The sequence below is a fragment of the Polaromonas sp. YR568 genome, from assembly GCF_943372955.1.
Classification (GTDB): Bacteria; Pseudomonadota; Gammaproteobacteria; order Burkholderiales; family Burkholderiaceae_C; genus Polaromonas.
In genome coordinates this window covers 395,614-416,011 of record NZ_CALSAL010000001.1, presented here as the reverse complement: position 1 = coordinate 416,011, position 20,398 = coordinate 395,614, and the positions used below count along the sequence as shown (strand labels likewise).

Annotated in this window: 17 protein-coding genes; 4 read left to right on the top strand and 13 right to left on the bottom strand. The window is 62.9% G+C overall.

Annotated features, from left to right (window positions below; genetic code table 11):
- Window positions 1–84 precede the first annotated feature (84 nt).
- Window positions 85–621, bottom strand: a complete 537-nt coding sequence (locus AAG793_RS01935) for a Fe-S cluster assembly transcription factor (RefSeq protein WP_341903281.1) — start codon at window positions 619–621, stop codon at window positions 85–87.
- 295 nt (window positions 622–916) lie between these two features.
- On the bottom strand, window positions 917–3,052 hold the full coding sequence (gene uvrB, locus AAG793_RS01930; protein WP_341903278.1) for an excinuclease ABC subunit UvrB: 2,136 nt from the start codon (window positions 3,050–3,052) through the stop codon (window positions 917–919).
- Between the two features lie 184 nt (window positions 3,053–3,236).
- Here uvrB and AAG793_RS01925 point away from each other — a divergent pair, with 184 nt between their 5' ends.
- Window positions 3,237–4,433, top strand: a complete 1,197-nt coding sequence (locus tag AAG793_RS01925) for an amino acid aminotransferase (RefSeq protein ID WP_341903275.1) — start codon at window positions 3,237–3,239, stop codon at window positions 4,431–4,433.
- Between the two features lie 72 nt (window positions 4,434–4,505).
- Here AAG793_RS01925 and ygiD read toward each other — a convergent pair whose 3' ends face one another.
- Window positions 4,506–5,360 (bottom strand): 4,5-DOPA dioxygenase extradiol, encoded by an 855-nt coding sequence (ygiD, locus tag AAG793_RS01920; protein ID WP_341903272.1) that lies wholly within the window; start codon window positions 5,358–5,360, stop codon window positions 4,506–4,508.
- Between the two features lie 266 nt (window positions 5,361–5,626).
- On the opposite strand from ygiD, the gene phaZ reads away from it, so the two are divergent.
- Window positions 5,627–7,036, top strand: a complete 1,410-nt coding sequence (phaZ, locus tag AAG793_RS01915; protein WP_341903270.1) for a polyhydroxyalkanoate depolymerase — start codon at window positions 5,627–5,629, stop codon at window positions 7,034–7,036.
- A gap of 87 nt (window positions 7,037–7,123) precedes the next feature.
- Window positions 7,124–7,804 (top strand): electron transport complex subunit RsxB, encoded by a 681-nt coding sequence (rsxB, locus tag AAG793_RS01910; RefSeq protein WP_341905353.1) that lies wholly within the window; start codon window positions 7,124–7,126, stop codon window positions 7,802–7,804.
- A 64-nt stretch (window positions 7,805–7,868) separates the two neighbouring features.
- Here the strand turns inward: rsxB and AAG793_RS01905 are convergent, their stop codons facing one another.
- From AAG793_RS01905 to scpA, 8 genes are all read right to left on the bottom strand, one after another.
- On the bottom strand, window positions 7,869–8,906 hold the full coding sequence (locus AAG793_RS01905; RefSeq protein WP_341903266.1) for a D-cysteine desulfhydrase: 1,038 nt from the start codon (window positions 8,904–8,906) through the stop codon (window positions 7,869–7,871).
- Window positions 8,907–9,000: 94 nt separating this feature from the next.
- The gene (locus AAG793_RS01900) at window positions 9,001–9,471 is read right to left on the bottom strand and encodes a VOC family protein (protein WP_341903262.1); all 471 of its coding nucleotides are present in this window, start codon (window positions 9,469–9,471) and stop codon (window positions 9,001–9,003) included.
- Window positions 9,468–9,749: a cupin domain-containing protein gene (locus tag AAG793_RS01895; RefSeq protein ID WP_341903259.1), complete on the bottom strand. Its 282-nt coding sequence runs from the start codon at window positions 9,747–9,749 to the stop codon at window positions 9,468–9,470. The genes AAG793_RS01900 and AAG793_RS01895 overlap by 4 nt, the downstream gene beginning before the upstream one ends.
- Before the next feature lie 18 nt (window positions 9,750–9,767).
- Complete coding sequence (locus tag AAG793_RS01890) at window positions 9,768–11,816, bottom strand: acetyl/propionyl/methylcrotonyl-CoA carboxylase subunit alpha (protein WP_341903256.1); 2,049 nt, start codon at window positions 11,814–11,816, stop codon at window positions 9,768–9,770.
- 10 nt (window positions 11,817–11,826) lie between these two features.
- Window positions 11,827–12,744, bottom strand: a complete 918-nt coding sequence (locus tag AAG793_RS01885; RefSeq protein ID WP_341903252.1) for an alpha/beta hydrolase — start codon at window positions 12,742–12,744, stop codon at window positions 11,827–11,829.
- Between the two features lie 12 nt (window positions 12,745–12,756).
- Entirely contained in the window at window positions 12,757–14,289 is a 1,533-nt protein-coding gene (locus AAG793_RS01880) for an acyl-CoA carboxylase subunit beta (protein WP_341903248.1), read from the bottom strand.
- A gap of 52 nt (window positions 14,290–14,341) precedes the next feature.
- Window positions 14,342–15,367: a methylmalonyl Co-A mutase-associated GTPase MeaB gene (gene meaB, locus AAG793_RS01875; protein ID WP_341903243.1), complete on the bottom strand. Its 1,026-nt coding sequence runs from the start codon at window positions 15,365–15,367 to the stop codon at window positions 14,342–14,344.
- Entirely contained in the window at window positions 15,364–17,520 is a 2,157-nt protein-coding gene (gene scpA / locus AAG793_RS01870; RefSeq protein ID WP_341903239.1) for a methylmalonyl-CoA mutase, read from the bottom strand. Before scpA ends, meaB begins: the two co-directional genes overlap by 4 nt.
- 170 nt (window positions 17,521–17,690) lie before the next feature.
- Here scpA and AAG793_RS01865 point away from each other — a divergent pair, with 170 nt between their 5' ends.
- Window positions 17,691–18,350: a GntR family transcriptional regulator gene (locus AAG793_RS01865; RefSeq protein ID WP_341903236.1), complete on the top strand. Its 660-nt coding sequence runs from the start codon at window positions 17,691–17,693 to the stop codon at window positions 18,348–18,350.
- A 45-nt stretch (window positions 18,351–18,395) separates the two neighbouring features.
- Here the strand turns inward: AAG793_RS01865 and AAG793_RS01860 are convergent, their stop codons facing one another.
- Window positions 18,396–19,343, bottom strand: a complete 948-nt coding sequence (locus AAG793_RS01860; RefSeq protein WP_341903233.1) for a DMT family transporter — start codon at window positions 19,341–19,343, stop codon at window positions 18,396–18,398.
- A complete protein-coding gene (gene dusA, locus AAG793_RS01855) occupies window positions 19,336–20,388 on the bottom strand; it encodes a tRNA dihydrouridine(20/20a) synthase DusA (protein WP_341903230.1) in 1,053 nt (350 codons plus the stop codon). The genes AAG793_RS01860 and dusA overlap by 8 nt, the downstream gene beginning before the upstream one ends.
- Between the last annotated feature and the right edge of the window lie 10 nt (window positions 20,389–20,398).

The following is a 20,398-nucleotide window of genomic DNA, read 5'->3' as shown; positions in this document are numbered from 1 at the left end:
GGCGGTTGCAATGCCTGTCAGGCTCGGACGGGCATCCGTGGAAGCGGGGCCGGGCACTGCACTGGCAGCAGCCCGGCCGCCGCATCAGGTTTTCGAAAAGGCGTTCCCGAGGGCAAACACCGAATTGGGTGCATTCACCCGGATCGGCTTGACCGCTGGCGCCGTGAAGATGGCTTTTTTGACCTGAGGCGTGTTCTCGACGACCACGCCCTTGGCCAGCTGGTCTTCCACCAGCTTTTGCAGGGTCACGGAGTCAAGGAACTCGACCATGCGGCTGTTCAGCGAAGCCCACAGCTCATGCGTCATGCAGCGGCCGCCCTCGCCCAGGCAGTTTTCCTTGCCGCCGCAATGGGTGGCGTCAATCGGCTCGTCCACCGACACAATGATGTCGGCGACGGTGATTTCGGATGCCTTGCGGCCCAGGGTGTAGCCGCCGCCCGGCCCACGGGTGGACTCCACCAGCTCATGCCGGCGCAGCTTGCCGAACAGCTGTTCGAGGTAGGAAAGGGAGATTTGCTGGCGCTGGCTGATAGCCGCCAAGGTGACGGGGCCGCTGTTCTGGCGCAGGCCCAGATCGATCATCGCAGTGACCGCAAAGCGGCCTTTGGTCGTGAGGCGCATAACAAGCTCCTTTAATTGGCTTGACTGTCGTTTTCACCCCGAAAGCCTATGGCTCACGGGGAACTCTTCCTCCAGCCGCCCAGGTCAGTCATCCGGCTATCGCGGGGGCTTTTTATTGTTCTGGATATGTTCTTGACTGAATTCGTCAAGTATACCATCAATCGAGGTTTTCTTGCCGGTGACAAACCAATCGGTAGAAATAATTACCAATCAGTCGCGGTTAGTGACGCCCGGCGTCCCAAGAGTTCCCCACTAAATCACTCGCCTACCGTGGAATATGTCACGGCAGGGGCGTTCAGCCCGGTTTTCCCGCGTTGGAGGCCAGGGAAATCGGCGGCACGTTGTCCGACCCCGGTGCGCCAAACGCCTGCTCCTTCAGGATATGGAGCTGATCGCGCACCCTGGCCGCCTTTTCAAACTCCAGATTCCTGGCGTGCTCGATCATCTGCTTTTCCAGGCGCTTGATCTCTTTGGCGATGTCTTTCTCGCTCATGTCCTCGACCAGTGCCTTCTGCATTTCGAGCTTCTCGGCTTCCTTGCCCGACTTCTCGCTGTAAACCCCGTCGATCAGGTCGCGGATTCGCTTGACGATGCTGCGGGGCGTGATGCCGTGCTTGAGGTTGAAGGCGATCTGCTTGTTGCGGCGGCGCTCGGTTTCGTCCATGGCTTTCTTCATGGAATCGGTAATGCGGTCGGCATACAGGATGGCCCGGCCGTTGAGGTTGCGGGCCGCGCGGCCAATGGTCTGGATCAGGCTGCGCTCGGCACGCAAAAAGCCTTCCTTGTCGGCGTCCAGAATCGCCACCAGCGACACCTCGGGAATGTCCAGCCCCTCGCGCAGCAGGTTGATGCCCACCAGCACGTCAAACGCCCCCAGTCGGAGGTCGCGCAGGATCTCGACCCGCTCGACGGTGTCCACATCGCTGTGCAGGTAGCGCACCTTCACGCCGTTGTCGCTCAGATAATCGGTCAGCTGCTCGGCCATGCGCTTGGTCAGCGTGGTAATCAGCACACGCTCGTTCTTGTCGACGCGGATGCGGATTTCCTGCAGCACGTCGTCAACCTGGTGGGTGGCGGGCCGAACTTCGACCTGCGGGTCGACCAGACCGGTCGGTCGCACCACCTGCTCCACCACCTGGCCGGCGTGCGCCTGCTCGTAGGCAGCCGGTGTGGCCGAGACAAAAATCGCCTGGCGCATCTTGGTCTCGAACTCCTCGAACTTCAGCGGCCGGTTGTCCAGCGCGCTCGGCAGGCGAAAGCCGTACTCCACCAGCGTGGTCTTGCGTGCCCGGTCGCCGTTGTACATGGCGTTGAGCTGACCGATCATTACGTGGCTCTCGTCGAGGAACATCACCGCGTCCTTGGGCAGGTAGTCGCACAAGGTCGAAGGCGGTGAGCCCGGTGGCGCGCCGCTCAGGTGGCGGGTGTAGTTCTCAATGCCCTTGCAGTGGCCGATTTCGCTGAGCATCTCCAGATCGAACCGGGTGCGCTGCTCGATGCGCTGAGCCTCGACCAGCTTGCCGTCAGCGACAAACTGCGCCACCCGTTCGGACAATTCGAGCTTGATGGTCTCCACCGCCATCAGCACCTTGTCGCGCGGGGTGACGTAGTGGCTCTTTGGGTAGACCACAAAGCGCGGAATCTTCTGGCGGATGCGTCCGGTCAGTGGGTCGAACAGCGACAGCGTTTCGATCTCGTCGTCAAACAGTTCGATGCGGATGGCCAGCTCCGAATGCTCGGCCGGAAACACATCGATCACGTCGCCGCGTACGCGGAAGGTGCCGCGGGCAAAGTCCTGCTCGTTGCGGGTGTACTGCATGCGGATCAGGCGGGCAATCACGTCGCGCTGGCCCATCTTGTCGCCCACCCGTGCAATGAAACGCATCTGCGTGTAATCCTCAGGCGCACCGATGCCGTAAATGGCGCTCACCGTGCCGACGATGATGGTATCGCGTCGCTCCAGCACACTCTTGGTGGCCGACAGTCGCATCTGCTCGATGTGCTCGTTGATGGCCGAGTCCTTCTCGATGAACAGGTCGCGCTGCGGCACATAGGCCTCGGGCTGGTAGTAGTCGTAGTAGCTGACGAAATACTCCACCGCGTTCTTGGGGAAGAACTCGCGGAACTCGCTGTAAAGCTGCGCAGCCAGTGTCTTGTTGGGCGCAAACACGATGGCCGGCCGGCCGAGGCGGGCGATCACGTTGGCCATGGTGAAGGTCTTGCCCGAACCGGTGACGCCCAGCAGGGTCTGGAACACCTCGCCGTCGTTGACGCCCTCGACCAGCTTGTCGATGGCCTCAGGCTGGTCGCCCGCCGGCGGGTAGGGCTGGAACAGCTCAAACGGCGAGCCGGGATAGCGCACAAACGTCCCGGCGGCAGGTGCGTCGGCTGCTTCTACTGCTTCTGTTATGGCTTCCACCGCTTCTGGCATAGGGTTCCCTGTCTGGCTTCGCTAAAATTACGCGCAATCAAACAGAATACGACATTCCGCAGCCCTTTGGAACCCGGGCTGCGCGATCACCCTGTCTGCTGACGGTCAAGCGTCATTCGCCTTTGCACCGGTGGTTGTTGAGCCCGGTCGGATGTTTCGAGTTTTTCATTTCTGAGGATTTTTCATGTCTTTGTTTACCGCCGTCGAAATGGCCCCTCGCGACCCGATCCTGGGTCTGAACGAACAATTCAACGCCGACACCAACCCGGCCAAGGTCAACCTCGGTGTGGGTGTGTATTACGACGACAACGGCAAACTCCCCCTGCTCAAGTGCGTGCAGGCCGCTGAAAAGCAGATGATGGAATCGCCCAAGCCGCGCGGCTACCTGCCGATTGACGGCATTGCGGCCTATGACTCGGCCGTCAAGGCACTGGTGTTTGGCGCCGACAGCGAGCCCGTGAAAGGCGGCCGTGTGGCCACCGCACAGGGCATTGGCGGCACTGGCGGCATCAAGATCGGCGCCGACTTCCTCAAGAAGCTGAACCCTAACGCCAAGGTGCTGATCAGCGACCCGAGCTGGGAAAACCACCGCGCCCTCTTCCTGCAAGCCGGCTTCCAGGTGGAAAGCTACCCCTACTACGACGCTGCCAAGCGCGGCATCAACTTTGACGGCATGCTGGCCGCGCTGAACGCTGCGGCCAAGGGCACCATCGTCGTGCTGCACGCCTGCTGCCACAACCCGACCGGCTACGACATCACGCCGGCGCAGTGGGACCAGGTCATCGCCACTATCAAGAGCAAGGAACTCACGCCTTTCCTCGACATGGCGTATCAGGGCTTCGGCCACGGCATTGCCGAAGACGGCGCCGTGATTGGCAAGTTCGTGGCCGCCGGCCTCAGCTTCTTCGTCTCGACCTCATTCTCTAAGAGCTTCAGCCTGTACGGCGAACGCGTTGGCGCCCTGTCAGTCGTGTGCGCCAGCAAGGACGAAGCCGAGCGCGTGCTGTCGCAGATCAAGCTGGTGATCCGCACCAACTACAGCAACCCACAGATCCACGGCGCTACCGTGGTGGCCACGGTGCTCAACACACCGGCCCTGCGTGCCCAGTGGGAAGAGGAACTCGCCGAAATGCGCGTGCGCATCAAGGCCATGCGCCAGAAACTCGTTGACGGTCTGAAAGCGGCTGGCGTGAAGGAAGACATGAGCTTCATCACCACGCAGATCGGCATGTTCAGCTACTCGGGCCTCTCCAAAGAGCAGATGGTGCGCCTGCGCAGCGAGTTCGGCGTCTATGGCACCGACACCGGCCGCATGTGCGTGGCCGCGCTCAACAGCAAGAACATCGACTACGTTTGCGCTGCGATTGCCAAGGTGATCTGATCCGGGTTCAGCTAAGCAAAACGCCGCCCCCGGGCGGCGTTGTCGTTTCTGGGCCTCTGCAGTCCGCGTGCCTCAGCCCCACACGACAGAACGCATGGAAATGGAGCCGCCCTGAAAGCTGGTGTTGAAAAACCGCATCGGCTCGCCAGCATCTGCCGCACCGGCGGCGTACAGCAGCGGCAGGTAGTGCTCATGCGTCGGGTGGGCCATTTTGGCGACCTGTCCGAGCTTGAGGAAGTTCTGCAGCGCATCGAGGTTGCCCTGCTGCACAAGGCCGCCGGTGATCTGGTCAAACTCCAGCGCCCAGTCGTAGGCCTGATGGGCTGCCGCACCGCGCTGCATCTGCGGCAGGTTGTGCACGATGTTGCCGCTGCCCACCACCAGCACGCCGCGCTGCCTCAGGGCCTTGAGCTGCCGGGCCAGCGCATAGTGGTCTTCCGGCGCGCGGCTGTAATCCATGCTCAGCTGGATCACCGGAATGTCGGCCTCGGGGAACATGGGCTTGAGCACCGCCCAGCTGCCGTGGTCCAGCCCCCACTCGGTCATGTCGAGCCCCAAGGGGGCAGAAGCGCGCTGCCGTACGGCCTGGCTGATGGCCTGGGCCGCTGCCATGTCACCCGGAGCCGGGTACTGCTGGTCAAACAGCTCTTGCGGGAAGCCGCCAAAATCATGGATGGTCTTGGGCTGCGCCATGCCGGTGAGCCACCAGCCCTCGGTCAGCCAGTGCGCGGAAATGCACAGGATCAGCTGCGGCCGCGGCACCTTGCTGCCAAACTCCGCGCCCAGCGCCTGCCAGCTGCGCAGGTACGCGTTGTCGCCGATGGCGTTCATCGGGCTGCCGTGCCCGAGGAACAAAACCGGCATACGGTCGGATTTTTTGAGGGAAACCACGGTATCGAGTGTGGCGAGGGACTGGGCTGGAATCATGGCGTTGCAACAAAGTGAGGTGCAGCCATGGTAAACCCGGCCGATGGCAAGAGGCCCACCACTCCAGGTTGCGGGCCGCAACATCCTGTATCGGGCGCTTGATGCACCAAATCTGAACATTTCCTGCTGGCGCGACGGGGCCGAGGGGTTCAGAATTGGTATTCACACCCAAATCAACCGTACACAAGCCTGTTAATATGGTGCAGTGCAACAATTACAATGTGAGCTGACGACTTCACTCTGCTCCCACACCCGGAAAACCGACCATGCTTTATCAAGTCTATGAAACCCAGCGCACCCTGATGGAGCCGTTTGTGGACTTCGCACAGGCCGCTGCGAAGTTGTATGGCAATCCGCACTCCCCGCTGGCGCAAGCCCCATTCGCACAACGCGTGGCCGCCGGCTACAGCCTGATTTACCGCCTGGGTAAGGATTACGAAAAGCCAGCCTTTGGCCTGACCACGATTGACATCGAGGGCACCAGCATCGCCATTCATGAGCGGGTGGAAATCGACAAGCCCTTTTGCGAGCTGCGCCGCTTCAAGCGTTTTTCTGACGACCCGGCCACCCTCACGCGCCTGAAAAGCCAGCCTGCGGTGCTGATCGTGGCGCCGCTTTCCGGCCACTACGCCACCTTACTGCGCGACACCGTCAAGGCCATGCTGAAAGACCACAAGGTCTACATCACCGACTGGAAAAACGCCCGCATGGTGCCGCTGTCCGAAGGCACCTTCCACCTCGACGACTACGTCAACTACGTGCAGGAATTCATCCGCCACCTGCAGGGGCAGTACGGCAACTGCCATGTCATCAGCGTCTGCCAGCCCACCGTGCCGGTGTTCGGCGCCATCTCGCTGATGGCGTCGCGCGGCGAGACCACGCCGCTGTCGATGATCATGATGGGCGGCCCGATCGATGCGCGCAAGTCGCCCACGGCCGTGAACAACCTGGCCATGAACAAGAGCTTCGAGTGGTTCGAGAACAATGTGATCTACCGCGTGCCGAGCAACTTCCCGGGCGCCGGGCGCCGCGTGTATCCCGGCTTCCTGCAGCACACCGGCTTTGTGGCGATGAACCCCGACCGCCACGCCACCAGCCACTACGACTACTTCAAGGACCTGCTCAAGGGCGATGACGCCAGCGCCGAGGCGCACCGCAAGTTCTATGACGAGTACAACGCCGTGCTCGACATGGATGCCGATTACTACCTCGAAACCATCCGCACCGTGTTCCAGGAGTTCAAGCTGGTCAACGGCACCTGGGATGTGACGGCACCAGACGGCACCGTGGAACGCGTCAAGCCAGCCGACATCAAGCACACCGCCGTGATGACGGTCGAGGGCGAGCTGGACGACATTTCCGGCTCCGGACAAACCAAGGCCGCGCTGGCCATGTGCAGTGGCGTACAGCCCCAGAACAAGCAGCACTTTGAAGCCATGGGTGCCGGCCATTACGGTATCTTCAGTGGTCGCCGCTGGCGCGATCTGGTGTATCCCGCAGTGAAGGACTTCATCCTGTGGCACCACTCGGCATCGCTTCCAGTGGCCAAGGCCACGCCCGCCCAGGCTGTGACCAAAAAGGCTGCTGCGAAGCCAGCCAAAAAGGCGCTGCCGGCCGCCAAACCGGTTGCCAAGGCACCAGCCAAAGTCACCCGCAAAGCATCTGCGGCTAAGTAACGGATCGAAGGGGACGGGCCGGAAGCGGCAGGCCAGGCTTGAAGGCTGGACAATAGGCGGGTGAAACCGCCCGCTCCGCCCGCAACCCTGCCCTCCCCCTCTCCATCCCTTGCGGAGCGGCTCCATGCCGCGCTTCCGCAAACGCAGTGCACGCGCTGTGGCTACCCCGATTGCGCCGCCTACGCACACGCCATGGCCAACGAAGGCGCGGCCATCAACCAGTGTCCACCAGGCGGCGCCGAAGGCATAGTACGACTGGCAGCCCTCACCGGCCAGCCGGTTATCCCGCTGAACCCGGTTCATGGCACCGAGGGCCCCCGCAGCGTGGCGGTGATTGATGAATCGTGGTGCATCGGTTGCACGCTGTGCATCAAGGCGTGCCCGACCGATGCCATCCTCGGCAGCAACAAGATGATGCACACCGTGATCGAGCCGCATTGCACCGGCTGCGAACTGTGCATCCCGGTCTGCCCGGTGGACTGCATCACACTCGAAAACGTTTCAGGTACGGCCACTGACTGGGCGGCCTGGTCTGAAGCACAGGCCCACACCGCACTTGGCCGCTACCAGGTTCACGTGGCAAGAACCAGCAGGGCGAAAGATGCGGTTCCGAAAAAAACCGAGGCCTCTGCCAAGACTGCACCGCAAGAGACCACCACCGCCCTGCCCGCACGCGCAGAGGGCGACCCTGCAGTCGCTGACCGCAAGCGGGCCGTGATCGAGGCCGCGCTGGCACGGGCCCGAGCCCAGCGCACGCCCAAGGCATGAGGCAATGAGACTGCACTGAGACAGCGCTGCCTCAACGCCGTCTCAACGCCGTCTCAAGGCCATCTCAGGCCGGCAGCTCTTTCAAGCCCAGCACTTCCGGCTCATAGGCATGCAGCGAGGGCGCGCCACCGGTGTGGATGAACAGCACGTTCTCGTCAGGCTTGAAATAGCCCTGTCGCGCCAGACCGATCAACCCTGCCATGATCTTGCCGGTGTAGACCGGGTCGAGCAGGATGGCTTCGGTGCGGGCCAGTATCTGCACCGCCTCAACCATGGCCTGGTTGGGCACCGAGTACTTGGGTCGCCACCAGTTGCCAAAGCTCAGCACCGCCTCGCGTGGCACGGTGATCTTCACGCCCAGCAGATCCATCACGGCCTGCGCCTCCTTGTGCACCAGCGGATCCTGGTCGGCCGGGTCCCGGCTCACACCGATGCCCACGATGGGAATGTGGATGTGGTTGCCCAGAAAGCCCGCCAGCAAGCCACCATGCGTGCCCGAGCTGCCCGAGCCGACCACGACGCGATCGATCTGCACGCCTTGCTCAAACATCTGCTGCTGCAGCTCCTGCGCGCAGGCCACATAGCCCAATCCGCCCAACGCATTGGATCCGCCACCGGGCACGATATAGCCCTTGCGGCCCTGCGCAGACAGATCAGCGGCCACCTTCTGCATGGCATCCATCATCGGTGTGCCCGCAGGCACCACCGTGATGGCTTCCACTGCCAGCAGCCGGAACAGGAAGTTGTTGCCACTGGCGCCTTCGGCGTAGCTGTTCGGCACCCGCTCCTCGATCACAAAGCGGCACTTCAGGCCCTCCTTGATCGCAGCACACAGCGTGGCGCGGCAATGGTTGGACTGCGGCGCGCCACAGGTGATCAGCGTGTCAGCACCCTGTGCCAGCGCATCGGCCACCAGAAACTCCAGCTTGCGCGTCTTGTTGCCGCCGGGCGTGAGGCCCAGCATGTCGTCACGCTTGATCCACACGCGGGGGCCCTTGCCAGACGGGCACGAGGCGCGCAGGGCGTCGGTGAAATGCGGCATGAATTCCAGGGGTGTGGCGCCTTGTGAATAACGGCGGCGGGGGAAACGGCTCAAATCCATGAAGGGTTGCTCCAGACAGTCATTGTTGAAAACGAGGTGTGTGATGCAGTGTGCGCTCTTTCAGCGAAGAGCGAAGCAAGTCAGGGGAATGAAATCAACCCAGCGCGGCAAAGGCCCGGATGACCTCGGGCGGCGCCTGCACCATCTCGATCAGCACGCCCTCACCGGCGATGGGGAACTCATCACTGGCCTTGGGGTGCATGAAGCAGATGTCAAAACCGGCGGCGCCTTTGCGAATGCCACCCGGCGCAAACCGCACGCCCTGCGCGGTAAGCCATTCCACCGCCTTGGGCAGGTCGTCAATCCACAGGCCCACATGGTTGAGCGGTGTGGTGTGCACAGCGGGTTTCTTGTCGATGTCCAGCGGCTGCATCAGATCGACCTCGACCTTGAACGGGCCGCTGCCGATGGCACAGATGTCTTCATCCACGTTCTCGCGCTCGCTGACAAAGTTGCCGGTGACGTCGAGCCCCAGCATATCGACCCACAGGGTGCGCAGGCGCTGCTTGTCGGTTGCGCCGATGGCGATTTGCTGAATGCCCAGCACCTTGAATGGACGGGTCATGTTGCTGCTACCTCGCGACGGCCAGAGATGTAGCTGACGCCTGCTGGCCCGGCACTTTCCAGGTGCAGGGTCCGCGCTGGCAAACGAAAGATGTCACCTGCCGCGTAGGTGGTGGCCACGCCGTTGACAGTCAGCGTGATGTCGCCCCGGGTGATCAGTGCGCAGGCGTCGAAGGGGTGGTCGTGCTCGCCAAGGGCATACCCCACAGCCCGATCAATGGGCGTGATGGTGGTGTAGCCCTCGGCCTTGAGCATGGATTCAAATTCATCCTGTTTCATGGCAGTCCTCACAATGGTTCATGCAAACTCGATGATCGGCTGGTCCACGCTGAGCGACTCGCCCTTGGTGGCCAGTACCTTGCCAACCACACCGTCAGCCGCTGCGAACAGCACATTTTCCATCTTCATCGCTTCAATCACGGCGACGCGCTCGCCGGCCTGCACCTTCTGCCCCACCTGCACCGCCACATCGACCAGCAGACCAGGCATGGGTGACAGCACATAGCGGCTCATGTCGGGTAGCGCCTTGAACGGCATCAGCGCATGCAGTTCAGCCGCACGTGGCGACAGCACCAATGCATCGAGCCGCGTGCCGTTGTGCGCGACACGAATGGCCAAGGGGTTGCGGCCCACGCCCCGCTCCACCTGCGCCGCAAAGGGCTGGCCGTTCACCGTGCCCCGAATGCGCGCGCCACCCAGGTGCCAGTTGCTGCAGATCTCGTACCGCTTGCTGCCGGTCTCGACCGCGCTGGAGCCCGACTCGGCCACATAGTCACGCACCACGGCCGACTGCGACGAGTTTTGGCCCGTGGCGCCAAGACCAACCACGACAAATGCCTCCCCCACCGTCACGCCGTGCCCGGGCAACTGGCCGCTGATGCCGGCTGCACGACCCAGCAGACGCCGGTTCACATAGGCTGCCAGCGCCACCAGGAACGAGGGATCGTCGTGCGGCACGTCCTCCGCATGGAAGCCCTTGCTGTAGTTTTCGGCGATGAAGCCGGTGTTGAAGTCACCGGCGACAAACTTCGGGTGCGCCAGCAGCGCCGACTGGAACGGGATGTTGCTGCTGATGCCGCGAATCACGAAGGCATTGAGCGCCTCGCGCATTTTGGCAATCGCGTCCAGCCGGTCCTTGCCGTGCACAATGAGCTTGGCAATCATCGAGTCGTAAAACATCGGAATCTCGCCGCCATCCTGCACGCCCGTGTCCACTCGCACGCCCATTAACGTGGCCGGGTCGGCCGCAAACATGGTCTGGTGTGGCGGTTGAAATCGCACCAGTCGGCCCGTTGAGGGCAGGAAGTTGCGGAACGGGTCTTCCGCATTGATACGGCACTCAATGGCCCAGCCGTTACGCTGCACGTCCTTCTGCGCCAGCGGCAGCTTCTCACCCGCAGCAACGCGGATCATCAGCTCCACCAGGTCCAGACCAGTGATGCACTCGGTCACCGGGTGCTCCACCTGCAGGCGGGTGTTCATCTCCAGAAAATAAAAGCTCTGGTCCTTGCCGACCACAAACTCGACCGTGCCTGCGCTCTGGTACTTCACCGCCTTGGCCAGCGCCACCGCCTGCTCACCCATGGCCTTGCGCGTCGCGTCGCTGATAAAGGGCGACGGCGCTTCCTCGATCACCTTCTGGTGGCGCCGCTGGATGGAGCATTCGCGCTCGTTGAGGTAGATCACATTGCCGTGACTGTCACCGATCAGCTGGATCTCGATATGCCGCGGCTCCTCGACGAACTTCTCGATGAAGACCCGGTCATCACCAAAGCTGTTGCGTGCCTCGTTGCGGCAACTGGTGAAGCCTTCGAGTGCCTCCTTATCGTTGTAGGCCACCCGCAGGCCCTTGCCACCACCGCCGGCACTGGCCTTAATCATCACCGGGTAGCCGATGCCTTTGGCAATCTCCACCGCTTTTTCGGCGGTTTCAATCGCATCGTTGACGCCGGGAATGCAGTTCACACCAGCCGTGCCCGCGAGCTTCTTCGATTCGATCTTGTCGCCCATGGCGGCAATCGAATAGTGCTTGGGGCCGATGAAGGTGATGCCCGCCTCCTCCACGCGCTTGGCAAAGTCGGCGTTTTCACTCAGAAAACCGTAGCCTGGGTGCACCGCCTGCGCACCGGTCTGCTTGCAGGCGGCGATGATCTTCTCGGCCTGCAGGTAGCTTTCGCGGCTGGGCGCAGGGCCAATGTGCACGGCCTCGTCGGCCAGCTCCACATTGCGCGCGTCCTTGTCGGCGTCGGAATACACCGCAACCGTCTGGATGCCCATCCTGCGGGCGGTGAGGATGACGCGACAGGCTATCTCCCCCCGATTGGCAATCAGAATTTTGGTGAACATTCGCTATCTCCTATCGGGAATCAACAAGGTCGCCTTGCAGAATGGTTTGAACAAACCGCTTCGGGTTTTCGAGGTCGGGAAAATGCCCGCAGTCTTCCAGCACCGTCACGCGGGCATGAGGCACATCGTCCAGAATCGCCAGCGGCTGGGTGAAGCGGTGCGAGCGGTCCTGCGTGCCCCACAACACGCTGCAGGGAATGCCCTGCAGGCGTGCCGCATCGGCTGGCTCCCGCAGCAGACCCTGCACCACACCGGCGAGGCTGAAGCACCCACCGCACCGCAGCGCGTGGCTGGAAACACGGTGGAATGGCTCTGCTGGCGTGGCTTTGGGCAACGCAATGCGGTACCACGCTGCGGCCATCTTCTGGCGGAACACGCGGCTGAGCAACTGGCCGAGCACAGGCACTTTCAACACCCCAGGAACCACGCGGTCAGTCCAGCGCCGCATGGCTTCGAGTGACGGGGTCTGCGACAGCAACAGCCGCTCAACGCGCTGCGGCGCGATCTGCGCAACGCGAATGGCGTAGAAGCCGTTGGCACAACTGAGGGCCAGCGTGGCCTTGACGATACCGAGCTGGTCAAACAACTCCAGTATGGCGCTGGCGCCACGCTGCAGGCTGTGGTCATAGGCGCTTGCCGGGCCGGAAAACCCGAAGCCGGGCATGTCAAAGCACACCACCCGGTAGTGAGGCGCCAGCAAGGCGATGAGCTCACGGTAGTGCTCGATCACGTTGGGACCGTCGGGCGACAGCACGATGCAGGGCTTGTCACCGCCCGAATCAAACACCCGGATGCTGGCCTGCGCGGTATCCACCCAGCGCGTGGGCAAGGCCGCAGTCGTTTCAGACGACGCCAATGCAGCCGATCGCGCGCGCCTGACAGCGCCAGCGCTCAGCCGTGCGTCCAGCCATGCTCCCCAGTTCGCCATGGTCTTAAAGCCTCACAGCGGAATGTTGCCGTGCTTGCGCCACGGGTTCTCAAGCTTCTTGTCTTTCAGCATCACCAGCGAGCGGCAGATGCGCCTGCGGGTTTCGTGCGGCAGAATCACGTCGTCGATGAAGCCACGCGCGCCGGCCACAAATGGGTTGGCAAAGCGCGCCTTGTACTCCGCTTCCTTGGCTGCCAGTTTCGCTGGGTCGCCCTTGTCTTCGCGGAAGATGATTTCCACCGCGCCCTTGGCACCCATCACCGCGATCTCGGCATTGGGCCAGGCGAAGTTGACATCGCCGCGCAGGTGCTTGGAAGCCATCACGTCGTAGGCACCGCCGTAGGCCTTTCGGGTGATGACGGTGATCTTGGGGACCGTGCACTCAGCATAGGCATACAGCAGCTTCGCACCGTGCTTGATGATGCCGCCGTATTCCTGGCTGGTACCGGGCATGAAGCCGGGCACATCGACAAAGGTGATCACCGGAATGTTGAAGGCATCACAAAACCGCACAAAGCGCGCCGCCTTGATGGAGCTCTTGATGTCGAGGCAACCCGCCAGCACCAGTGGCTGATTGGCCACGATGCCGACCGACTGGCCTTCCATGCGGGCAAAGCCGATGATGATGTTCTTGGCGTACTCAGGCTGGATCTCGAAGAAGTCGCCGTCGTCCACAGTTTTGACGATCAGCTCCTTCATATCGTAGGGCTTGTTCGGATTTTCTGGAACCAGGGTGTCCAGGCTCAGGTCCATGCGCCCGGCCGGGTCTGCACTGGGTCGCACCGGCGCCTTCTCGCGGTTGTTCAGGGGCAGGTAGTTGTAGAGACGGCGCAGCATCAGCAGTGCCTCGACGTCGTTCTCAAACGCCAGATCGGCCACGCCGCTCTTGGTGGTGTGGGTGATGGCACCGCCCAATTCCTCCGCACTCACCTCTTCATGCGTGACCGTCTTCACCACCTCGGGGCCGGTGACGAACATGTAGGAACTGTCCTTGACCATGAAGATGAAATCGGTCATGGCCGGCGAGTACACAGCGCCGCCCGCACTGGGCCCCATGATCAGGCTGATCTGCGGAATCACGCCGCTGGCCATCACGTTGCGCTGAAACACATCGGCGTAGCCGCCCAGCGATGCCACGCCTTCCTGAATGCGGGCACCGCCCGAGTCATTGAGGCCGATCACTGGCGCGCCGACTTTCATGGCCTGGTCCATCACCTTGCAGATCTTTTCGGCGTGGGCCTCGCTGAGTGCACCGCCAAACACGGTGAAGTCCTGGCTGAACACAAACACAAGGCGCCCGTTGATCATGCCGTAGCCGGTGACCACGCCGTCGCCAGGCACCTTGTTATTTTCCATACCGAAGTCGGTGCAGCGGTGCTCGACAAACATGTCCCACTCTTCGAATGTGCCCTCGTCGAGCAACAGTTCCAGCCGCTCGCGCGCCGTCAGCTTGCCCTTGCCGTGCTGCGCGTCGATGCGCTTCTGCCCGCCGCCCAAGCGTGCTGCGGCGCGCTTTTTTTCGAGTTGTTCAAGGATGTCTTGCATACTGTATTTCCCGTTGCTAGATATTTCTGAATCGCACTGTCGATGGCGTCACTCAGGCGCCTTGTTTCAGCTGAGCCCGCAGCAACTGCCGCGCTGCGGTCGAGGCTGGCAGACTGCCGTTGGCCACTTGCGTGGTGATGGCGGGTAGCAATGCGCTGACGGCGGGGTCATGCCGAAAAGCCTGTTTCAGCCCCGCATCAATCCGCTCCCACATCCACGCGAGCGACTGCTGGCGCCGGCGCTCAGCGAGGCGACCGTCACGGTTCTGCAGGTCACGAAACTGCGTCACGGCGGCCCAGAAGGCATCAACGCCCTTGTTGTGCAGCGCGCTGAGCTGCAGCACCCGCGGGTGCCAGTGCTGGTTAAAGGTGGCCGCCTGTTCCTTACCCATGGCGTTGTTGACAAGACCAAACAGGCGCATCGCCGAGGTGATCTGCGCTTCGGCCCGCATCGCGGCGTCGGCGTCCAGATCGGCCTTGTTGATCAGCACCAGATCGGCCAGCTCCATCACGCCCTTCTTGATGGCCTGCAGGTCGTCGCCGGCATTGGGCAGTTGCATCAACACGAACATGTCGGTCATGTTAGCCACCGCAGTTTCACTCTGGCCCACGCCGACGGTTTCGACGATGACGATGTCGTAACCCGCCGCTTCGCAGACCAGCATGGCCTCGCGAGTCTTTTCCGCTACGCCACCGAGCGTGCCGCTGCTGGGGCTTGGGCGGATGTAGGCACGCTCGTGGACCGACAGCCGTTCCATCCGCGTCTTGTCACCCAGGATGGAGCCGCCCGACACGCTGGACGATGGATCGATGGTGAGTACCGCGACGCGATGCCCCTGCGCGATCAAATGAAGACCCAGCACCTCGATGAAGGTGGACTTGCCGACACCAGGCACGCCGCTGATACCGATGCGAAACGACTGGCCAGTGTGCGGAAGCAAGGCAGTGAGCAACTCGTCGCCCTGCGCCCGATGGTCGGCGCGGGTGGATTCGAGCAGGGTGATGGCTTTGGCGATGGCGCGGCGTTGCGCAGCGGGGTCGCTGCTGCGCACATCACCGATCAAGACCCCGGAAGTCACTTCAGCGCAGCCTTGATCTGCTCCAGCACATCCTTGGCGCTGGCAGGAATTGGCGTACCCGGGCCGTAGATGCCCTTCACGCCGGCCTCGTACAGCATCTCGTAGTCCTGCCGTGGAATCACGCCGCCGACGAACACGATGATGTCGTCGGCGCCCTGCTTTTTCAGCTCTTCAATGATGGCTGGCACCAGCGTCTTGTGGCCGGCAGCCAGTGTTGAAACGCCAACCGCATGCACATCGTTCTCGATGGCCTGGCGGGCACATTCTTCGGGGGTCTGGAACAACGGGCCCATGTCCACGTCAAAGCCCAGATCGGCAAAGGCCGTGGCCACCACCTTGGCGCCTCGGTCGTGGCCGTCCTGGCCGAGCTTGGAGATCATCACGCGCGGTCGGCGGCCATGGGCTTCGGCGAAGGCGTTGATCTCGGTCTTGAGGTTTTCCCAGCCTTCGGCCGAGTCATAGGCTGCTGCGTACACACCGGTCACCTTTTGTGTATCGGCGCGATGGCGCCCGTAAACTTCTTCCAGCGCATCGCTCACCTCGCCCACCGTGGCACGCAAGCGGATGGCCTTGATGCTCAGGTCGAGCAGATTACCGTCGCCCTTTTCTGCGGCGGCGGTCAGTGCGTCGAGTGCAGCTTGCACGGCTGCGCTGTCGCGCTGGGCCTTGATGACTTTCAGGCGGGCGATCTGGCCCTCGCGCACCGCGACGTTGTCGATGTCGCGGGCATCCACCGCGTCTTCGGTCTGGAGCTTGTACTTGTTGACGCCAACAATCACGTCCTTGCCGCTATCGATGCGCGCCTGCTTCTCGGCGGCGGCGGCTTCGATCTTGAGCTTGGCCCAGCCGCTGTCTACCGCCTTGGTCATGCCGCCCATGGCTTCGACTTCTTCAATGATGGCCCAGGCGGCGTCGGCCATGTCCTGGGTGAGTTTTTCCATCATGTAGCTGCCAGCCCACGGGTCCACCACATTGGTGATGTGGGTTTCTTCCTGGATGATGAGCTGGGTGTTGCGGGCGATGCGCGACGAAAACTCGGTGGGCAGTGCAATCGCTTCGTCAAAGCTGTTGGTGTGCAAGCTCTGCGTGCCGCCAAACACCGCCGCCATCGCTTCGATGGTGGTGCGCACGATGTTGTTGTACGGGTCCTGCTCGGTCAGGCTCCAGCCGGAGGTCTGGCAGTGCGTGCGGAGCATCAGCGACTTGGGGCTCTTCGCGTTGAAGCCCTTCATGATGCGGCACCACAGCAGGCGCGCGGCGCGCATCTTGGCGACTTCGAGGTAGAAGTTCATGCCAATCGCCCAGAAGAAGCTCAGGCGGCCGGCGAAGTCGTCCACATCCAGGTCCTTTCCCAGCGCGGTCTTCACGTACTCCTTGCCGTCGGCCAACGTGAAGGCCAGTTCCAGCGCCTGGTTGGCGCCAGCCTCCTGCATGTGGTAACCCGAGATCGAGATCGAGTTGAACTTCGGCATATTCTTTGCCGTGTACTCGATGATGTCGCCGATGATGCGGATACTGGGCGCGGGCGGGTAGATGTAGGTGTTGCGGACCATGAACTCCTTGAGGATGTCGTTCTGTATGGTTCCGCTCAGCTGCGCCTGCGGCACACCCTGCTCTTCGGCGGCCACCACATAGCCCGCCAGCACCGGCAGCACCGCGCCGTTCATCGTCATGGACACACTGACCTTGTCCAGCGGGATCTGGTCGAAGAGGATCTTCATGTCCTCGACGCTGTCGATGGCCACACCGGCCTTGCCGACGTCGCCGGTCACGCGCGGGTGGTCGCTGTCGTAGCCGCGGTGGGTGGCCAGGTCAAACGCCACGCTCACGCCCTGCCCGCCGGCGGCCAGCGCCTTGCGGTAGAAGGCGTTGGATTCTTCGGCGGTGGAAAAGCCGGCGTACTGGCGGATCGTCCACGGCCGCACCGCGTACATGGTGGCCTGCGGCCCGCGGATGAAGGGCTCGAACCCCGGTAGCGTGTTGGTGTGCGGCAGACCCTGCAGGTCTTCGGCGGTGTAGAGCGGTTTGACGCTAATACCATCCGGCGTTTGCCAGTTCAGCGCACCGACATTTCCGCCCGGGGCAGACTTGGCGGCGGCCTTGGCCCAGTCGTTGAGCGTGGCGGGTTTGAATTCAGATTGTTTGTCGGTCATGGCAGTAAGCCGTTGGTAGGGGTCGCACTGAAAGATCGAGTGTCTCGCACATGGCGGCCGAGGGCCAGCCATGCCGGAACGGTCTCAAGGAAAGTTGGCGAAGTGCAGCAAGTTTACGTTATTTATAATTATTGATTCAAAATATTCATCCCGGCTTACAATCTGCGGCCATGAACGCCACTGCTTCACGATCCCGCGCTGCCGCGTCGCTGGCACCCCGTCCGCTCTATGAAGAAGTGGCCGAGCTGCTGCGCCAGCGCATTTTCAGCCGCGAGCTGACGCCCGGCAGCTGGATCGACGAACTCAAGCTCGCCGAGGAATACGGCATCAGCCGCACCCCCCTGCGCGAAGCGCTGAAGGTGCTGGCCACCGAAGGCCTGGTGACCATGAAGGTGCGCCGGGGTGCCTACGTGACGGAAGTGTCTGAACGCGACCTGACCGACGTGTACCACCTACTGGCACTGCTCGAGAGCGATGCAGCCGGCGTGGTGGCCACACGGGCCACCGACGCCCAGATCAAGGAGCTGCAGGCGCTGCACAACGAGCTGGAAAAATCCACCGGGGACCGCGAGCGCTTCTTCGAGATCAACGAGAAGTTCCACATGCGCCTGCTGGAGATTGCCGACAACCGTTGGCGCGACCAGATGGTGGCCGACCTGCGCAAGGTAATGAAGCTCAACCGGCACAACTCCCTGCTCAAGAGCGGCCGTATCGAGGAGTCGCTGGCCGAGCACCGCGCCATCATGCAGGCGCTGAACACCCGCGATCCGCAGACGACGGCACAGCGCATGCAGGAGCACTTTCGCAGCGGGCTGGAAGCGGCAGCCTGAACAGGCTCAGCCAACCCGCTCGGGCAACCCGCTTGGGCGACCTGCTCAGGCAACCCGATTTTTGTCCGCGTCGGGCCTTGCCGGTGGTGAGGGGGGCGCAGGCCGGCTGGTGACCAGAAACACCCCGGGCAGAATCAGCAGCGCCCCGCCAAGGTGGTGCCAGCCCGGCGGCTCGCCCAGCACCCAGGCGGCACCGGCAGCGTAAAGCGGGCCGAGGTACAGCGACACCGCCACGCGGCTGGCGCCCAGCACCCGTTGCGCCCAGCCATAAATCCAGTAGGCGCCCAGACCGGGCACCAGCGCCGCCACCACCACCAGCCAGAAAGCAGGCCAGCCCCACTGCGTCAGCCCTGGCTGCTGCAGCTCCCACACCGTGAACGGCAGCAGCACGATCACCCCGCCGGTGCAGATGGCTGCCAGGCGCGCCGTGGCACTGAGCGGACTAGGCCACTTTTTCTGCAGCAGCGCGTAAGCAGCCCAGGCCACGGTGGCGGCCAGTATCCACGCGTCACCCGCCACAAACTGCACCTCGGCCAGGGCCATCCAGTGCCCTTTGACCACCACATGCACCACGCCGCCCAGGGCCAGCGCCACACCCACAGCCTGCTTGGCCGTGAACCGCTCGTTCAGCCACCACACCGCGCCCACGCCAATCAGCACCGGCGAGGCGGAATAAATCAGCGCAATGTTCATGGCCCCGGTGGAGCGGGCGCCTTCGTACACCCACGCGCCGCAGATCAGCATGCCGAGCGCGCCAAGCACCAGATACTGGGGCCAGACCTGCCGCAGGTGCTGGCGATGCCGCCAGAGCTCTGCGCCCCCCAGCACCAGCAGGACCAGCGCCGCCAGCCCCCATCGGCCAAAAGCCAGCAGATAGGGGCCGATGATGCTGGGCGCCTTGCGGGCCACGATGTAATTGACGGCCCACAGTGCAGGCACCAGCCACACCAGGGTCAGGGCCAGCCGGGTCTGCCGTGCCGCCGCGTCAGGCATGCACCGCTTCCGTGGCCGATTCGAAAGGTTGCGAAGCCGCGTGCGCACGCGCCATCACCGCATGGGGCGACAAATCGCGCAGAGTGTGGTCGCTCCACACCTGGCGCCAGCGGCGCGCACCGGGCAGGCCGTTGCGAAGGCCCAGCATGTGGCGGGCAATGGCGCTCCAGGGCGTGCCGTGGTCGCGCTTTTCGCGCAGCATGTAGTCGCACATGGCCGCTTCAACGTGTTCGCGGGTCAAGTTGTTCGGGCTGGGTGTGGCGGCGAGAAACTCACGGTCCCACGAGGCCAGCCACCACGGGTTGTGATAAGCCTCGCGGCCGATCATCACGCCGTCGAGCGCCTGCAGCTGGGTTGCAACCTGCTCGCTGGTGGTGAGGCCCCCATTGATGCAGAGGGTGAGCTGCGGAAATTCGCGCTTGAGCTGGTGCACCAGGTCGTAACGCAAAGGCGGGACCTCGCGGTTTTCTTTCGGGCTGAGGCCCTTGAGCCAGGCATTACGCGCATGGACGATGAACACATTGCAGCCCGCTTCACTGACGGTGCCCACGAAGTCGCGCACAAAGCCGTAGCTTTCTCCCTTGTCGATGCCAATGCGGTGCTTCACGGTGACGGGCACGCTCACCACATCGACCATGGCCTTCACGCAATCCGCCACCAGCTGCGGCTCGGCCATCAGGCAGGCACCAAATGCGCCCCGCTGCACCCGTTCGCTGGGGCAGCCACAGTTGAGGTTGATCTCGTCATAGCCCCATTGCTCGCCCAACTGCGCGCTGCGCGCCAGATCGGCGGGCTCGCTACCGCCCAGTTGCAGGGCCACCGGGTGCTCTTCGGCATTGAAACGCAGGTGGCGCGGCACGTCGCCATGAATCAGCGCACCCGTAGTGACCATCTCGGTGTACAGCAGGGCACGCGACGACAGCAGGCGATGGAAGTACCGGCAGTGCCGATCAGTCCAGTCCATCATCGGGGCCACGCTCATGCGCCAGGGCAGCACAGGGCGTGCGGGCGCCACGGCTGGCGGAAGCGGGGGCAAATCAGTCATTCCCCATTTT

Bases quoted from the DNA above. Each gene is read 5' to 3' on its own strand.
- AAG793_RS01895 (WP_341903259.1), bottom strand. From the start codon at position 9,749: ATGAAACAGGATGAATTTGAATCCATGCTCAAGGCCGAGGGCTACACC.
- AAG793_RS01890 (WP_341903256.1), bottom strand. From the start codon at position 11,816: ATGTTCACCAAAATTCTGATTGCCAATCGGGGGGAGATAGCCTGTCGC.
- AAG793_RS01865 (WP_341903236.1), top strand. From the start codon at position 17,691: ATGAACGCCACTGCTTCACGATCCCGCGCTGCCGCGTCGCTGGCACCC.
- ygiD (WP_341903272.1), bottom strand. From the start codon at position 5,360: ATGATTCCAGCCCAGTCCCTCGCCACACTCGATACCGTGGTTTCCCTC.
- dusA (WP_341903230.1), bottom strand. From the start codon at position 20,388: ATGACTGATTTGCCCCCGCTTCCGCCAGCCGTGGCGCCCGCACGCCCT.
- AAG793_RS01925 (WP_341903275.1), top strand. From the start codon at position 3,237: ATGTCTTTGTTTACCGCCGTCGAAATGGCCCCTCGCGACCCGATCCTG.
- AAG793_RS01860 (WP_341903233.1), bottom strand. From the start codon at position 19,343: ATGCCTGACGCGGCGGCACGGCAGACCCGGCTGGCCCTGACCCTGGTG.
- phaZ (WP_341903270.1), top strand. From the start codon at position 5,627: ATGCTTTATCAAGTCTATGAAACCCAGCGCACCCTGATGGAGCCGTTT.
- AAG793_RS01900 (WP_341903262.1), bottom strand. From the start codon at position 9,471: ATGACCCGTCCATTCAAGGTGCTGGGCATTCAGCAAATCGCCATCGGC.
- uvrB (WP_341903278.1), bottom strand. From the start codon at position 3,052: ATGCCAGAAGCGGTGGAAGCCATAACAGAAGCAGTAGAAGCAGCCGAC.
- scpA (WP_341903239.1), bottom strand. From the start codon at position 17,520: ATGACCGACAAACAATCTGAATTCAAACCCGCCACGCTCAACGACTGG.
- AAG793_RS01885 (WP_341903252.1), bottom strand. From the start codon at position 12,744: ATGGCGAACTGGGGAGCATGGCTGGACGCACGGCTGAGCGCTGGCGCT.
- AAG793_RS01880 (WP_341903248.1), bottom strand. From the start codon at position 14,289: ATGCAAGACATCCTTGAACAACTCGAAAAAAAGCGCGCCGCAGCACGC.
- AAG793_RS01935 (WP_341903281.1), bottom strand. From the start codon at position 621: ATGCGCCTCACGACCAAAGGCCGCTTTGCGGTCACTGCGATGATCGAT.
- AAG793_RS01905 (WP_341903266.1), bottom strand. From the start codon at position 8,906: ATGGATTTGAGCCGTTTCCCCCGCCGCCGTTATTCACAAGGCGCCACA.